At 64.3% G+C, this 14,804-nt stretch carries 15 protein-coding genes and 1 pseudogene; 9 read left to right on the plus strand and 7 right to left on the minus strand.

Features of this window, described 5'->3' with window-relative positions:
- The 4 genes and pseudogenes from ABNU97_RS14565 to ABNU97_RS14580 all read left to right on the plus strand — a co-directional run.
- A pseudogene (locus ABNU97_RS14565) lies at positions 1-320 on the plus strand (S-(hydroxymethyl)glutathione dehydrogenase); the annotation flags it as partial.
- 108 nt (positions 321-428) lie between these two features.
- On the plus strand, positions 429-674 hold the full coding sequence (locus tag ABNU97_RS14570; RefSeq protein WP_348767414.1) for a hypothetical protein: 246 nt from the start codon (positions 429-431) through the stop codon (positions 672-674).
- 36 nt (positions 675-710) lie between these two features.
- Positions 711-1,811 (plus strand): GTP-binding protein, encoded by a 1,101-nt coding sequence (locus ABNU97_RS14575; protein WP_348767415.1) that lies wholly within the window; start codon positions 711-713, stop codon positions 1,809-1,811.
- 200 nt (positions 1,812-2,011) lie between these two features.
- Entirely contained in the window at positions 2,012-2,881 is an 870-nt protein-coding gene (locus ABNU97_RS14580; protein ID WP_348767416.1) for a hypothetical protein, read from the plus strand.
- A gap of 140 nt (positions 2,882-3,021) precedes the next feature.
- On the opposite strand, the gene zigA is transcribed toward ABNU97_RS14580, so the two are convergent.
- The 5 genes from zigA to ABNU97_RS14605 form a co-directional block, all read right to left on the minus strand.
- Positions 3,022-4,224 (minus strand): zinc metallochaperone GTPase ZigA, encoded by a 1,203-nt coding sequence (zigA, locus tag ABNU97_RS14585; RefSeq protein ID WP_348767417.1) that lies wholly within the window; start codon positions 4,222-4,224, stop codon positions 3,022-3,024.
- A gap of 32 nt (positions 4,225-4,256) precedes the next feature.
- A complete protein-coding gene (locus ABNU97_RS14590) occupies positions 4,257-4,664 on the minus strand; it encodes a TraR/DksA C4-type zinc finger protein (protein ID WP_348767418.1) in 408 nt (135 codons plus the stop codon).
- 74 nt (positions 4,665-4,738) lie between these two features.
- Positions 4,739-5,557, minus strand: a complete 819-nt coding sequence (locus tag ABNU97_RS14595; RefSeq protein ID WP_348767419.1) for a ZIP family metal transporter — start codon at positions 5,555-5,557, stop codon at positions 4,739-4,741.
- A 94-nt stretch (positions 5,558-5,651) separates the two neighbouring features.
- Positions 5,652-7,832 carry a TonB-dependent receptor gene (locus ABNU97_RS14600; RefSeq protein ID WP_348767420.1) on the minus strand — a complete coding sequence of 727 codons (2,181 nt, stop codon included), beginning with the start codon at positions 7,830-7,832 and terminating at the stop codon, positions 5,652-5,654.
- Between the two features lie 76 nt (positions 7,833-7,908).
- Positions 7,909-8,511 carry a helix-turn-helix domain-containing protein gene (locus tag ABNU97_RS14605; protein WP_348767421.1) on the minus strand — a complete coding sequence of 201 codons (603 nt, stop codon included), beginning with the start codon at positions 8,509-8,511 and terminating at the stop codon, positions 7,909-7,911.
- Positions 8,512-8,608: 97 nt separating this feature from the next.
- Here ABNU97_RS14605 and ABNU97_RS14610 point away from each other — a divergent pair, with 97 nt between their 5' ends.
- Together ABNU97_RS14610 and ABNU97_RS14615 are read left to right on the plus strand one after the other, a co-directional pair.
- Positions 8,609-8,941, plus strand: a complete 333-nt coding sequence (locus ABNU97_RS14610; RefSeq protein ID WP_348767422.1) for an SMR family transporter — start codon at positions 8,609-8,611, stop codon at positions 8,939-8,941.
- Positions 8,938-9,252 carry an SMR family transporter gene (locus ABNU97_RS14615; protein WP_348767423.1) on the plus strand — a complete coding sequence of 105 codons (315 nt, stop codon included), beginning with the start codon at positions 8,938-8,940 and terminating at the stop codon, positions 9,250-9,252. Before ABNU97_RS14610 ends, ABNU97_RS14615 begins: the two co-directional genes overlap by 4 nt.
- A gap of 375 nt (positions 9,253-9,627) precedes the next feature.
- Here ABNU97_RS14615 and ABNU97_RS14620 read toward each other — a convergent pair whose 3' ends face one another.
- Together ABNU97_RS14620 and ABNU97_RS14625 are read right to left on the minus strand one after the other, a co-directional pair.
- Positions 9,628-10,674, minus strand: a complete 1,047-nt coding sequence (locus tag ABNU97_RS14620) for a methyltransferase domain-containing protein (protein WP_348767424.1) — start codon at positions 10,672-10,674, stop codon at positions 9,628-9,630.
- 93 nt (positions 10,675-10,767) lie between these two features.
- Complete coding sequence (locus ABNU97_RS14625; RefSeq protein ID WP_348767425.1) at positions 10,768-12,297, minus strand: methyl-accepting chemotaxis protein; 1,530 nt, start codon at positions 12,295-12,297, stop codon at positions 10,768-10,770.
- A gap of 155 nt (positions 12,298-12,452) precedes the next feature.
- On the opposite strand from ABNU97_RS14625, the gene ABNU97_RS14630 reads away from it, so the two are divergent.
- From ABNU97_RS14630 to fur, 3 genes are all read left to right on the plus strand, one after another.
- Positions 12,453-12,704, plus strand: coding sequence for a Trm112 family protein (locus ABNU97_RS14630; protein ID WP_348767426.1), 252 nt, complete (start codon positions 12,453-12,455; stop codon positions 12,702-12,704).
- Positions 12,705-12,846: 142 nt separating this feature from the next.
- Positions 12,847-14,193 (plus strand): dihydroorotase, encoded by a 1,347-nt coding sequence (locus ABNU97_RS14635; protein ID WP_348767427.1) that lies wholly within the window; start codon positions 12,847-12,849, stop codon positions 14,191-14,193.
- Positions 14,194-14,279: 86 nt separating this feature from the next.
- Positions 14,280-14,714, plus strand: coding sequence for a ferric iron uptake transcriptional regulator (fur, locus tag ABNU97_RS14640; RefSeq protein WP_348767428.1), 435 nt, complete (start codon positions 14,280-14,282; stop codon positions 14,712-14,714).
- The last annotated feature ends 90 nt before the right edge of the window (positions 14,715-14,804 follow it).

The following is a 14,804-nucleotide window of genomic DNA, read 5'->3' on the forward strand; positions in this document are numbered from 1 at the left end:
GCGTGGCCGGGGCCGGCGAGGAGATCTCGACCCGCCCGTTCCAGTTGGTAACCGGCCGGGTCTGGCGCGGCTCCGCATTCGGCGGCGTACTGGGTCGTTCGGAGCTGCCCGGCATGGTCGACGAATGGCTTAACGGCACCATCGACGTAGATCCATACATCACCCACAACATGGACCACGAGCAGGTCAATACGGCCTTCGAACTGCTGCGTACCGGCCAGGCCATCCGTTCGGTGATTCACTATCGCGACGAAACCCTTACCCCGGATCTGCCGGGCGAACTCGTCACGTCCAGCAACGCGATCGTCGAACCCGCCTGACCTGCCAGGTTGCGAACCGGCCCGCCGCATGCACCACGCGGCGGGCTTTTGCACCGCGCAACGCATCGCTGGACCTATCCTATCGACCACCTGCTGCAAGAGGCCGCCATGGCATCGCATAACGACGTCGTTCCCCGCACCTACGAACAGTGGCGACACTGCATCACGGTCGACTGCGGCATGGCACTCACGCCGGCCTATATCGAACAACGGCTGCACGCACTGCGCGATGACAACGATGACGCCACCCGACGGTTCATTGCAGTCTACGGACCGGCACACCATCGTGCGGTCATCGGCTGGTTTGAACGCGCGAGCGCCGAGCGGAACGCGGCCGACTCGCCGCGTGGATAGGCCTTGGCGCTGCACTATGCTCAACGATCACCGCTGATGCCCGCATCCACCGATACCCCCATCCCTATCACGCTGCTGACCGGTTTTCTGGGCAGCGGCAAGACCACGCTGCTCAATCGGCTGGTACGCCAGCCCGGCATGAACCGGACGCTCGTCGTGATCAACGAGTTCGGCGAAATCGGCCTGGACCATCAGCTGTTCAGCGCCAGCCGCGAAAGCGAGCTGGTCGCGCTCGAGAGTGGCTGCCTGTGCTGCACGGTACGCGGCGACCTGGTGCGCACCCTGCGAGATGCCACCTGGCGCTTCGCCCGCGGCGGCGAACGCTTTTTCGACCGATTGGTGATCGAAACCACCGGCCTGGCCGACCCGGCGCCCATTCTGCATACCCTGATGACCGACGCCCGTATCGCCCGCGCCTATCGACTGGACGGCGTGGTGACCTGCGTTGATGCCGTCCACGGGCAAGCCAGCCTCGATGCGCACGACGAGGCAATGAAGCAGGCCGCCATGGCCGATCTACTGTTAATTACCAAGGCCGACCTCACTGCGGCCGACACGCTGGCGAATCTGCGCGCACGGCTCGCCGCGCTCAACAGCGGCGCCCGCCAGATGACGGTGACCCACGGCCACGTCGAGGCCAGCGAATTGACCGACCTGGGTATCGATCCGCAGCGCGCGCACGGGGCCGATATCGAACGCTGGCTGGGCACGGCACCCGCTAAGAATACGCCGCAGTCCGGCGCCGCGACCGGACTGCGGCTGGGCGCAGCCGTGGCACCGCCGACGTCGACGCTCCTGCCAACACCGGTTGCCAACGATCCGAATCGCCACGACGACCGGATCCGGGCGCACTGCTTCACCTTCGATACGCCCATCGACGCCGATCGCCTCGAGGTCTGGCTGCAGCTGATGGTGTCGCTCATGGGCGAGCGCATGCTGCGTATCAAGGGCTTGATCCATATCGCCGGCGAACCGCGCCCGGCTGTCATCCACGGGGTACAGCATATCTTCCACCCCATGACCTGGCTGGACGCCTGGCCCGACGAAGACCGACGCTCGCGGCTGGTATTCATCACCCGCGATATTCCGCGCGACTCGCTGGCAGGCATTCTGGCCGCGCTGGAGGCCCCGGCATAGCGACGCACTTCGCGTGGGCGCCGTTCTGGAACGATGGCTGCGCGGCGAGGCCGCCTGCCCAGCGCGCTCGAACACGGTATCCCCGATATCCCTCGCGCCTGCTGTATAAAGCCCGTTTATCAAGGCGTTCCGGTCGCCGCGTGCCGACGGCTGCCGGAACAAGGCATAGAACCAGGGCCCGTCCAATGACGCTTCGACTCGTGATCCCGTTCGCGCTGTTTTTCCTCGCAACCAGCGCCGTCGCCCAACCGGACGTGAATGCCTTGATCGAAGAAATGGTCAGCAATGGGTATCCGCCCGAACAGGAAAAACTGGCGGCCCGGATCACCGACGCGCTGATCGAGCGCGCACACGAGGTGGCGCTACCGGCATTGATCGAGGACTTGCAGCCCGACAACCAACAACATCTGCGCCAGGTGTCATGGCAGCAGTCGGATCGAACGATCCATGTGGCGACGCTCTGGCACCAGAACAGCTTCCAGCACGTCCGATACGAGCAACAGGAATGCTCCGGGCAGAACTGTTACGCCATCAATGTCTATCCGATCATTCAGTGGCGCAAGGCCAACGGTTCCTGGGGCGCACGCAGCCTCTACAAAATGGACGGCGAGTGGCCACAGGTACGCCAGGAGGGTGCACAGGCCGAGGTTACGGCAATCCATAAGCTGCAGCCGGCCAACGAAGAGCTGTATCTGCTACTCGGCGACCAGGCAGGCAACCGTGAACCGGCGTATATCACGGCGCTGGTCATTGCTTTCGAGGGCGATGAGCTGAAGCTCGACTATCCGGCCTTCAAACAACGCTATCCGTTACTCGATGCGTCGATTTACGATGCACGCAGGCCGGACTCGTATCGGCAACACATGTCGTTCGATCCCGATACGCAGATCCTTTCCTTCGTCGACCTGGACAGTCAATTCATTCCCGGGCTGAGTCGTAAAAAACCCGGTCGGGACAAAGTATTGGTGGCCCAGGATTCGAGCCGGCTCCAGCATTCCATACTGAACAAGGATGCGGAGCGCTCCTTGGCACTCAAGTTCGTGGATGGGCATTTCGTACGCGTCGAATGATTCACACCGCCCGGCGTTTCGCCCGCAGTCATAGCAGCTGACTGTTCCGAGCCCGTAGGCAGGTGGCCATTATCTCGTTCATATAAAAAGGCCCCGGCGTCGCGAGGAAACGAGCGCCGGGACAGACGGACGACTGTTGATCAATGGGCAGCAAGCTGCCAACGCGGGAACGGGTCGTCGAATTCGCGCCACATCTCGGGCCCGCCCATGCATTCCGCCTCGGTCAGCAGGCAGGCATCCAGACGCTCGATCAGCGCCGCTTCGTCCATGCCCATGCCGATGATCACGATTTCCTGGCGCCGGTCGCCGTAGAGCGGATCCCACATTGCTTTCAGCGTTGCCCGCGCCTCCGGATCTTCGGGCGCTTGCCCCGCCCGGTCGCTGGCCCACCACAGGCCGATCGCCTGGTGCGTGAGCGCGCCCCCGGCCTGGGCCATTTCGCCGACGAAATCGGGCCGCGTGGCCAGCCAGAACCAGCCCTTGCTGCGCAGCACGCCGGGCCAGTCCGAATGGAACAGATCGAGCAGACGCTGGGGATGAAAAGGCTGGCGACGCCGATAGACGAAGCTGCTGATACCGTATTCCTCGGTCTCCGGCGTATGCACGCCCTGCAGTTCGCGTACCCAGCCGGCCGACATGGCCGCGCGATCGAAATCGAAGCGCCCGGTGCCGACGATATCGCCCGTGGCGATGCGGCCGTGTTCGGCCTCGATCACCTGGGCGGCCGGGTTGAGCGCAGCAATCACACCGCGCGCCGCACGGCTTTGTTCCGGCGTGGCCAGGTCGATCTTGTTGAGCACGATGACGTCGGCAAACTCGATCTGGTCGACGAGTAGATCCACCACGCTGCGCTCGTCTTCTTCGCCCAGCGACTCGCCGCGATCGGCGATGAAGTCCGCGCTTTCGTAGTCGGCCAGCAGCGCGGCCGCGTCGACTACGGTCGCCATGGTGTCCAGACGTGCAACGTCGGCCAGTGAGAAGCCGTCTTCGTCGCGTACCGCGAATGTGGCGGCGACCGGCATGGGCTCGGAGATACCGGTGGATTCGATCAGCAGATAGTCGAAGCGCTCTTCGCGTGCCAGCCGCGTGACCTCGGCGAGCAGATCGTCGCGCAACGTGCAGCAGATGCAGCCGTTGGAAAATTCGACCAGCTTCTCGTCGACGCGCGACAACGCGCCGCTATCGCGAATACGGGCAGCATCGATATTGATCTCGCTCATATCGTTGACGATGACCGCCACGCGCAGGCCGTCGCGGTTGGCGAGTACGTGGTTGAGTACGGTGGTCTTGCCCGCGCCGAGAAAGCCCGAAAGCACGGTGACCGGCAGGCGTGTATCGCGCATATCCAATCCTTTTTGAAAGCGTGTGGGGTAATTCAGCGCGCCGCGCGAAACGCGCGCTCGCGCAGCTCGGCGTCGGTCTTGACGTCGGCACAGGTGGTGGCGGTCGGACGGGCCAGCAGGCGCTCGATACCGATCGGCTCACCCGAGACCTCGCACCAGCCGTAGTCGCCGTCGCGAATCAGCTTTAGCGAGGCATCGATCTTGTTGCGCAGCTGGGCTTCGCGATCCCGCAGGCGCAGATCGAGCCAGCGCGCCTCTTCGGCCAGGGCGCGGTCGCCCGGATCTGCGAACGTGAGGTTTTCATTGAGCCGTACGCGAATATCACGCTCGCGTACGAGGACTTCTTCGCGCAGCCGCAACAATCGGTCTCGAAAGAATGCGAGCTGATCCGGACTCATGTACTGGCTGTCGGGCATGGCCCGGAGTTCGTCTTCTGTCATAATTTACATACGTTATAACATAACAAATAAACTATATAGAAGCTGTCAAGCGGGTCGCTCGCCGGCCTTGGCGCTCACCCCATCGCGAGTTTCAGGACAAGCATGAGAAGAATGCCGAGCGCGACCGGCAACCAGATATGCCAGCCCGGCGTGTCGGGCCCAGCGGAGGCCGGACCCTCGAGGGCGACGCATTCCAGACCCACATGCAAAAACACCCCGGCAGCCAGGCCCTGGGCGAGCGCCCCCACCCCGACCGAGGGCGGCAACACGCCGGTGGTCATGGCCGCGAGCACGGCGACGATCCCCACCGCACAGGCCGGCAGCATGATTCCGGCCAGCGCGCCGTCGTTGGCGCGCAGACGCCTTGCTACCGCATAGCCGGCCGGGAACTTGTGGGCCACGATGACGCTGCCCACCCATAACCCCAGGCCAGGCGTCTGCGCATACAGCATGCCGATCACCACGCCCGCACCGGCCGAATGCACGGTCAACGCAAGCAGGCTGGATTCGCCCAGCGCCCCGGGGCGCCAGGCCTGGAAACGACAGGCGCGATGCAGGGCGAGACCGAACAGCAGGCCGAACGACACGCCCACACCCGCCAGCCCCGCATCCAGGGACACGGCCTTGGGCAACAGCAGGATACAGGCGGCCGCGATCATCGCCCCGCCGGCCACGCCGTCCAGGGCCTGCCAGAATGCGCTCGCACCCTGCGCCCGATAGCCGAGCACGCCGCCGGCCAGCATCGCCACGCAGGCAATCAGGGCGATCGAGGCGACCTTCGTATAGCCCGTGAGTGCCGCGAAGCCGACCGCGACGATAAAAACCGCCGCGATAGTGTAGCCGGCGCTACGCCCGGACCGATCGACCGGCGTATCCACTACAGATTGCGTCATCGCCGGTTACGGCCGCGACTGCAGTTGCGCGGGCCGCCCTCGCTCGATGGTCCGGCCGCACGCCTGCCGGACCGGGTGTCGATACGCATCACGTCTAGAACGGAACACGTGCGGTCAGACGCACATCGCGGCCGGGCGACAGCGCATAGCCTTTATAGGTATCCAGAAAGCCGCGGTAGTCCTCGTCCAGCAGGTTGTTGATGGCGACATCGAGATGCACCGTCTGCCCCGCCACCTCGGGCGAAAAGCCGGCGCCGAGATCGACCAGGTAGTAGTCGTCGGTCGAGGCCGACCCGAACGGCGCATCGTCGAACTGGGCGAAGGGCTCGCCGGGGGCGGCGTCCTTGGAGGCGTAGTAGCGAACCGTTACCGACGCTCTCGGATCCTGAATCCAGCCGTCGCTGGCGGGCGTGAACTCGGCGCCCAGACGGACATTATCGGCCGGCAGCAGCGGCAGCTCGTCGCCGTTATCGCGGCGTTCCCCGTCCACGGTGGCGGCCGCAGCGCTGAGCGTCATCCAGCTGCCGATATCCTTTTCGATGGACAGCTCGGCGCCGGTGAGCTTGGCGTCTGCCTGGTTGTAGGCTGCCACCGGCAGACCGTTGATCGTCTCGCCGGTGTTGGCAAGAAAGATGTAGTCGTCGATGGCATTGCGATACACGGTGGCCTTGGCACGCAGCGTACCCGAGGCCCAGCGCAGCGACAGATCGGTATTGAGCGAGGTTTCCTCGTCGAGATCGGAATTGCCCCGCTGGAATGCCGCAACGCCGCCGTGCTGGCCGGCGACATACAGCTCGAACAGGCTCGGCGCACGAAACCCGCGGCCAACGTTGGCCGCGACCGACAGACGATCGGTCAGGCTATAGATCCCGCCGAGCGAGCCGGTCACCACATCATAGGATTGCGTATCGGCATCGAGCACGCTCTGCGACGGGTTCGCCGTCTTGGAGGCATCGCCCTCGATCTCGTGGTGGTCGTAGCGCAGGCCGGCCTGCAGCAGCAGATCACCGAGGCCTTTCTCCTCGAAGGCAAAGATCGCCGCGTTCTCGACCGTGCCGCCCGGCGACAGCTGGGTGGTGCCACGCGACACCTGATCCTTGTTCACGTACTCGATACCCACGGTGCCGCCGTCCAGGCCGAGCAGCGGGCCGTGCTGGCCTTCCAGGCGCGCGGTGTACTGGTCGAATTCGATATCGATGGCGTTATCGAAACCGGCCGCGCGGGGCGTGCCGGCAGCGTTCGAGCGGCGCCGGTTGTTCTGCCAGACGAGCTTGGGCTTCCAGGTGATGCCACCGGCCTGCTTGTTACCGGCCAGCTCGACCTGCTCGTTGTCGATGTACTGACCCACGCCTTCTTCACCGGCGGCCGGCGGCAGGTTGCCCGCAGGCGGCGGCAGTAGAAAATTGTGCTCGTCGTTGTAGCGCGAGTAGCGCGCGGTCCATTCGCCGCCGTCGTCGTCGCGATAGCCCAGCGCGAAATCGCCGTTGACCTGATTGAAGTCGGTATAGCCGAGCTTGCCGGTATAGGCCGGCGCGTCGCGAAACTTCTCGGCCGGCGGCGGCGGGAAATAGGTCGTTTCGTCGGGCGTTTCGATATTACCCGCGCTGCGCCGGATGATCCCGGCAGCGTAACCGAAGCGGCCGTTGCCGCCGGTGGCCTTCACGCCCGTATCCCACTGACCGTTGTTGGTGGAATAGCGGGTCAGCGCCTCGCCTTGCACCGGCGTGTCCCAGGCAATGGCCGGGGGCAGCAGGTTGATCGCGCCGCCCAGCGCGCTCGAGCCATAAAGCACGCTCGAGGCACCGCGCACGACTTCCACCCGATCCATCAGGAACGTATCGGTGGTGGGCATATGGCGCACGCCGTACTGCTGGTGATCGACGCCTACGCCGTTCGACAAAATCTTGATGCGCTCGCCGGAAAGACCCCGAATCACCGGCTTGCCCACGCTGTTGCCGGTGCTGATCGAATCCACGCCGGCCAGGTCCTCGACCGCCTCGCCCAGATTGGTCGCACCCTTGGCTTCGATATCGTCGGATTCCACCACGTCGACATCCGCCGCCTGCGACAACGGACTGCCCGGCAGCGGCGCGCCGGTCACCGAAATCGGGCCCAGTGCCTGCTGCTCGGCACCCTGGCCGGGCAAGGCGAGCGTGTCGGCGTCGTTACCGGCCGCCCAGGCCGACGCCGGCACGCACAGCAATGCAAGACAGACGACCGAACGCCGCCACGGCCGCTGTACCGCGACCGGCCCGTACTGATGATTCCCCCACATGAGATCCCCGACTGATAAATAAAATGAAATAACATTACATTTTTACCATACGGGTAAAGTAAAACCAAACCGGGCTTCAATCGTGCGCGTGTACGAGCCCGGCCCAGAAGACAGCCAAACTCGAAGCCAGCCGGCGTCGGTATTCGGCCTCGTCGTAGATGAAGCGCTGACTGTATAGGCCGTCCATCAGGCAGTAGAACGCGTCCAGAAAGGCGCGCTCCCCAATCGCCCGCCAACAGCCCTCGCGCTGGCCCTGCAGGTAGAGGTCACGCAGGGCACGGTCGATACGGCGTTCGTTGGCCGCGTTGATTTCGCGGATCTGTGCGGCCAGCGGCTCCGGTGGAAACAGCAAACAGCGCTTGTAGAACGCCCCCTGGGACTCGGTGAAGATGAAGGCACTCAAGTCCTCGACGAGCGCGTGCAGGCGGGTCTTCACATCGGCCTCGGCATGCCGGGCCAAGCTTGCATCCTGAACCACGAAGAAAGCTGCCTCCACCTGGGTGACCAGGGCCAGAAACAGCGCCGCCTTGCTGTCGATATGGTTGTACAGCGATGGCTTGCGAATACCCACGCCGTCGGCGATCTGCGCGAGCGTGGTGGCTTCGTAGCCCTGGCGTGCGAACAGCGCGAGGGCGGTTTTTTCGATCCGTTCGGCGGTGGATGCGGCAGCGTCGTTCATCGCGCCCATTCTAGCGCGAGCGAACAGAGGCGAACCGGCCCTTGCAGTTCGACCGCGCTGGCTTATACTAACGACCGTTAGTTAGCAGGAGCGAACAATGCAAAACCTGATCTGGCTGGTTCTAGCCGCCGCTGCGGAAGTCGGCTGGATTTCCGGACTCAATGCCGCCGATAGCATCATCGACTGGGCTGCGACCGGTGGCTGCGTCATCGCCAGTTTCAGCCTGGCCCTGCTCGCGGCACGCCGGCTGGCCGCCACCACGGTCTATATCCTGTTCGTCGGCCTGGGCACAGCCGGCACCGCCCTGCTGGACCACTTCGCCTTCGGCATGCGCTTCGACCCGGCCGCGCTCGCCTGGTTGACCCTGCTGCTGGCGGCGATCTGCGGGCTCAAGCTCACCGCCACGTCGACCGCGAAGGCCACGTCATGAGCTGGCTGGCCTTGTTATGCGCAGGGGCCTTCGAAATCGTCGGCGTGGCCGGCTTCGAACGCCTGACGCGGCGTATCTATGCTTCCGGCTTGCTGCTCGGTGTCGGCGGCTTCGGCCTGGGGCTGGCCTGTCTGCATTACGCCATGCACAGCATTCCCATGGCCGTGGCCTACGGCGTGTTTACCGGCGTGGGCGCGGTGGGCAGCACGCTGCTGGGTATCCTGTTCTGGGGCGATTCGGCGCGCCCGGCCCGGCTGGTGTGCGTACTGGCAATCGTGGTCGCAGTGGTCGGGCTCAAGAGCAGTTATTGACTCTGGCGAGCTTCGGCGGACGAGGAAGTCCGCGAATGAACGCTAAAAGCGCAAATAAGAGCGAGCGATTCGACCCGCGTCTTTCGCACGCGCCACAGAAGCCGTGACCTGTTGGCTGTCGGCCTAAGCCAACCTACGCGGCCTCACCTAACGACCACCAAAGTCCGCAGATGGACACCAAGCGATCAAAGGATGGCTCGCCATTCGACGACGATAACGATCACCCGCGAACGAAGGGCGTAGGCTGGATTAGCGCAGCGTAATCCAACAGGGAACGCAGCCCGCGGGTTCGACTCCCACCGCTTTCAATCCCGAGGCGGGCGTTCCATGTTGGCTTACGGCCTCGCGGCCCAAGCCAGCCCACCCGGCCCCGAGCTAACAGCAGCCACCGGCCTCGGCTGTCGCAGGCATCTGTTCATCGAAAGGCAGCGCCGTGCCGCAGCCGGCGAAGATGCCGTAATGGGTATCGAAATTGCCGATGAACTCGAAATGCGCCGCGAAACGGCTCTCGGCGAGCATGCGCCAGGTATTGCCGCATACCGGAAATACCCGGCCCGTTTCGATCCTGTGGTGGCCATCGAGCACGAAGGCGTGCGGCATGTCGGCGAGCGTGCCCTGATAGATCACGGCCTGACCGTAATCCTCACAGGCCGGCTCCAGGGCATCGATATTGAACAGCCGATAGGTCGCCGAATAGAAACGGATATTGCCAAGCCGCGCTTCGATGGCCGGGTTGTCGATGCCCAGGCGCCGCGATTCCACCAGCCGCGGGTCGCCAAAGCCCGATGCCCGGGCGAGATTTTCGAAATCGTTCCAATAGAGCGCGCCGGCCAGACATTCGCCGTAGAGCACCGGGTCGCGTGCGAGCTCGGCCGGCACGCGGCGATCGGCATAGACATCCGAAAAATAGAATTCGCCACCGGGTTTGAGCAACCGTTTGACGTCGGCCAGCACCTTGGCCTTGTCGGTACTTAGATTGATCACGCAGTTCGAGATCACGATATCGAAGCTCGCCGGCACCAGGTCGAGTTCGTCGAGCGCTTCGATATAGCCCTTGAGAAAACGCACGTTGGAGCGTTCGAAGCCGAAGGCCTGACGATGATAATCCTGATGCCGGCAGGCGATCTCGAGCTGTTCGTCGGTCATGTCGACGCCGACGACTTCGCCGGTTTCGCCGACCAGGGCCGACAACAGATAGACATCGCGCCCGCTGCCACTGCCCAGATCCAGAATACGCATGCCCTCGAGCGCGGCCGGTGCAACCAGACCGCAGCCGTAGTAGCGGCTGATCACCTCGTCGTGGAGCTTCGCCAATACCGGCTTGAGATGCTCAGGCGGGGCCTGATCGCAGCAGGCCGTGGTGGCCAGATCCTGGCTGCCGGTGAGCTGGCGGCCGTAATAGTCCTTGACCTCGTCGCGCATGATCGATCGTATACGGGGAACGACCGCTACAGCTTATACCGCCGCATTGCACGGCCGCCATGGCCGGCCGCGGCATGGACTTGTGGTCGGCCTTCAGGTCGGCAATACGCCGCGGCGTACCGATTCGGTGACCGATTCCTTGGGCGGACGCTGGCGATGCCGGCGTTCGCGTCGCCCGCCGGGCCCGGCTGTCTCTTCGGCCGGGATACGGAAATAACCGATCGCCTCGCCGAGCATGTCGGCTTCGCGATTCAAACGCTCGGCGACGTCCTGCGTGCTCTCGATCGATTGCGCCGAGGCAGCCATCGCCTGTTGCATGGCGAGGATGCCTTCATCGAGCACATCGATACCGTCCTGCTGCTGGCGCCCTGAAGCGCTGATTTCGTGCAGGCGCTGCTGGATCTGTTCGAACACGGCCACCACGGCATGCATGCGCTCGGCCGCGCACTCGACATCGGCCACCCCGGTTTCGACATGGCCGAGCGAACGCTCGACGCGCTCGCGAATTGAACGGGCGATGTCGCTGCTGCGCTGCGAGAGCTTGCGCACCTCGCCGGCCACCACTGCGAACCCGCGCCCCTGCTCGCCGGCGCGGGCGGCCTCTACCGAGGCATTGAGCGCGAGCAGATTGGTCTGGGCGCTGATCGCATCGATCTCGCCCAGAAGCCGGGCGATATCGCGCGCGCTTTCATCGACCCGGGCCATCGTATCGTCCAGGCGCTGTACGCTTTGTGCGCTCTGATCGAGCGCGCCGCCCACGTTCGTGGCCAGCGCGTGGCCCTGCTCGGCCTGGTCCGTACTCTGGCGGCTGGTCGTAGCCAGCGTCCGATTGCTGCTGGCCATGCGCTCGATATGGACGCCGCTGCGCTCGGTCTGAACCTGTAGCTTTTGCTGCGCCTGCGCGGCATCGCCGCTGAGCCGGCGCACCGCGTTCGCGGCCTTGCCGGCCGCGGCCAGGCGCTGCGAGAACCGCGACTGCAGACGCGCAACGGCGGCAATGGCCGGACGCTGCAGCTGCACCGGCGTGAACGCCTGGGTCAGCGTGCCGCGTTCGGCCGCTTCGGCGAACGCCTGGATGGCGGCAGTATCGCGTACCGCGCGCCCCAGGATTGCGGCGACATAGCCGAGCACCCCGGCATAGGCCACCAGCACGCCGGCATACATCGCGAATCGCACCGGCAGCGCCGTCGGCTCGAGCGATGGGGCATAGAGCGTGACCAGGCCCCGGTATTGCAGGTAAGCGAATAACGCGTGATGAACGAGCGCGAGGGCCACACCCACCACCGGCACGCGCCAGTCGGCATAGGCGACGAGCGCCGCAAGCGCGATGAACACACTCAGATGCGCCTCGATGCGCCCGCCGGTCTGGTCTATGAGCAGGGCCGAGAGCACGACGAACTGAGCCGCCATCAACAGCGCGCTGGCCATCGTACCCGGCGCCAGGAAGACAATCAGAAGCGTGAGCGCCGCGCTCGGCACGAGCACGCCCAGCGCGAGCAGCATGCTGCCACTGCCCAGCCCCACCCCCAGACACGCCAGCATGAGCAGGAGTGCCACCGCGCCCATGTGCGGGTCGATACGCTGTCGGTAGGCGGTGATGAGGGGGCCGGTCACGTGTTGCATGGCATTCTCGTTGCGCGCCGCGCACATGCTCTCGCCGGCCCACGGCTTATATCCTGAAAACGGATAGCGGCCATGCGCCGCGATTCTTGAATAGCGCCCGAACCGGGCCCCGCCGATGCTAGAATCGCCGGCCTGGATCGCAACGAGTGGCCATCGTGGACAAGAAACTGCTGGATATTCTGGTGTGCCCGGTATCGGGCGCGGCCGTCACGCTGGCCGATCAGGACACCCTGGCCCGACTCAACGAACGCGTAAGCGCCGGCCAGGCACGCTATGCCGACGACAGCACGGTGGATTCGCCGCTCGAACAGGCCCTGGTTACCGCCGATCGCCATACCGCCTATCGGGTCGACGACGGGATTCCGGTGATGCTGCCCGAGCGCGGGATCGATCTGTCTAGGGCCTAGCCGCCCGTCGCACCGCGCCTGCCCGCGCCGCAAGGGGCACAGGTGCTCTTGCCGACAACAATCAGGCCGCAGCCCTGGGCGTAGACTCGTACGAAACGTCCGCAGGTCATAAACTGGGGGCAAATTCCTACCGCCCCGCCGCATGACCGACTACCTGATTGCGAACGCCCGCCTCGTGAACGAAGGACAGCGCCGCGAAGCCGACGTGCTGATTCGTAACGGGCGAATCGAGAAGATTGCCGGCCATATCGCTGCGCCGGCCGATGTCGAAGTCATCGATGCCGGCGGGCACTACCTGCTGCCCGGCATGATCGACGACCAGGTGCATTTCCGCGAGCCGGGCCTGACCGACAAGGCCGACCTGGCCAGTGAATCGGCCGCGGCCGTGGCCGGCGGCATCACCAGCTTCATGGACATGCCCAACGTCAAGCCGCCGACCGTCGACCACGACGCCATGGTGGCCAAGCACGCGCTCGCGCACGGCCGCTGCACTGCGAACTACGGTTTTCACTTCGGTGCCACCAACGACAACATCGAAGAAATCAAGAAGCTCGATACGCGCTTGTCGGCCGGCGTGAAGATCTTCATGGGCGCCTCCACGGGCCGCATGCTGGTCGACGATGACACCGCGCTCGAACAGATCTTCGAGCATTCGCCGCTGACCATCCTCACCCACTGCGAAGACACGCCCATGATCGAGGCGAACGCCGCCCGGGCGCGCGAGCTCTACGGCGAGGATGTGCCAATGAGCGAGCATCCGGTCATTCGCTCGCGCGAGGCCTGCTATGCCTCGTCATCAAAAGCGATCGACCTGGCCCGACGCCACGGAGCACGGCTGCATATCCTGCATATCACCACCGCCGACGAACTGGATCTGTTCGACGCCGGCGCCATGGGGCCGAAACAGATCACCGCCGAGGCCTGTGCCCATCATCTGTTCTTTGAAGACAGCGATTACGCGGCCCGCGGCACGCTGATCAAGTGCAATCCGGCCATCAAGACCCATGCCGATCGCATGGCGCTGTTGAAAGCCGTCGCCGACGACCGCATCGATGTATTGGCCACGGATCACGCACCGCATCAGCTATCGGAGAAGGAAAAATCCTACTTTGGCGCGCCGGCGGGGCTGCCTCTGGTTCAGCATGCGATGCCTTCGCTACTCGATCACGTCAGTGCGGGGCATTTCAGCCTGGAACAGCTGGTGACCAAGAGCGCGCATAATGTGGCGGATCGCTTCGATATCGCCGAGCGGGGTTATATTCGGGAAGGCTACTGGGCCGATCTGGTGATTGCGGACCTGAGCGGACAGACCGTGGTCGATCACGAACCGATCCTGGCCAAATGCGGCTGGTCGCCGTTTGCCGGCCATACCTTTCAAAGCCGCATCATGAGCACTTTCGTGTCTGGCCAACTGGCCTATCATGAAGGTAAACTTAGCCGAGGCTGTATCGGCCGAGCGCTGACCTACGATCGCGACCACGCACGCTAGGCAGCGCCCCGACCGGGCTGAATCATTCAGCGCCCGGACGGTCCTTATCAAACGGACCGTTCTGCGATTTATCGAGGTGCCGACGCATGGAAACCAGCGATCTGCGCAAAGCCGGACTCAAGGCGACACTACCCCGCCTGAAGATCCTGGAAGTGCTGCAAAACAACCGGGAGGATCATCTCTCGGCCGAAGACGTCTATCGCCGCCTCATGGCCGAAGACGAGGACATCGGCCTGGCCACGATCTATCGCGTGCTGTCCCAGTTCGAGGACGCGGGCCTGGTGATTCGCCATCATTTCGAGGACGGCCATGCCCTGTTCGAGCTCGAACAGGGCCCGCATGATCACCTCATCTGCGTGAAGTGCGGCAAGATCGAGGAGTTCTTCGATACCGAAATCCAGCAGCGTCAGCGCGACGTGGCCCAGAAATCCGGTTTTGACCTGTCCAAGCATACGCTGGTGCTCTACGGCGAATGCCGCACGGACAACTGCGAAAACGACACCAGCAAGAAGAGCTCGTAGCCGCGACACTTTCGCGCCTTGAGCGTCGCCCAGGGCCTAAGGAACCTCTGATCTATTCATCTACGGTCGCGCCGGTGTCTTTTGCGCGCG

The sequence above is a fragment of the uncultured Salinisphaera sp. genome (assembly GCF_964012375.1).
Taxonomy (GTDB): domain Bacteria; phylum Pseudomonadota; class Gammaproteobacteria; order Nevskiales; family Salinisphaeraceae; genus Salinisphaera.

Excerpts from the sequence above, each read along its gene's own strand:
- ABNU97_RS14570 (WP_348767414.1), top strand. The coding sequence starts at position 429 with ATGGCATCGCATAACGACGTCGTTCCCCGCACCTACGAACAGTGGCGA.
- ABNU97_RS14575 (WP_348767415.1), top strand. The coding sequence starts at position 711 with ATGCCCGCATCCACCGATACCCCCATCCCTATCACGCTGCTGACCGGT.
- ABNU97_RS14600 (WP_348767420.1), bottom strand. The coding sequence starts at position 7,832 with ATGTGGGGGAATCATCAGTACGGGCCGGTCGCGGTACAGCGGCCGTGG.
- ABNU97_RS14610 (WP_348767422.1), top strand. The coding sequence starts at position 8,609 with ATGCAAAACCTGATCTGGCTGGTTCTAGCCGCCGCTGCGGAAGTCGGC.
- ABNU97_RS14590 (WP_348767418.1), bottom strand. The coding sequence starts at position 4,664 with ATGACAGAAGACGAACTCCGGGCCATGCCCGACAGCCAGTACATGAGT.
- ABNU97_RS14615 (WP_348767423.1), top strand. The coding sequence starts at position 8,938 with ATGAGCTGGCTGGCCTTGTTATGCGCAGGGGCCTTCGAAATCGTCGGC.
- ABNU97_RS14595 (WP_348767419.1), bottom strand. The coding sequence starts at position 5,557 with ATGACGCAATCTGTAGTGGATACGCCGGTCGATCGGTCCGGGCGTAGC.
- ABNU97_RS14635 (WP_348767427.1), top strand. The coding sequence starts at position 12,847 with ATGACCGACTACCTGATTGCGAACGCCCGCCTCGTGAACGAAGGACAG.
- fur (WP_348767428.1), top strand. The coding sequence starts at position 14,280 with ATGGAAACCAGCGATCTGCGCAAAGCCGGACTCAAGGCGACACTACCC.
- ABNU97_RS14605 (WP_348767421.1), bottom strand. The coding sequence starts at position 8,511 with ATGAACGACGCTGCCGCATCCACCGCCGAACGGATCGAAAAAACCGCC.
- zigA (WP_348767417.1), bottom strand. The coding sequence starts at position 4,224 with ATGCGCGATACACGCCTGCCGGTCACCGTGCTTTCGGGCTTTCTCGGC.
- ABNU97_RS14620 (WP_348767424.1), bottom strand. The coding sequence starts at position 10,674 with ATGCGCGACGAGGTCAAGGACTATTACGGCCGCCAGCTCACCGGCAGC.
- ABNU97_RS14625 (WP_348767425.1), bottom strand. The coding sequence starts at position 12,297 with ATGCAACACGTGACCGGCCCCCTCATCACCGCCTACCGACAGCGTATC.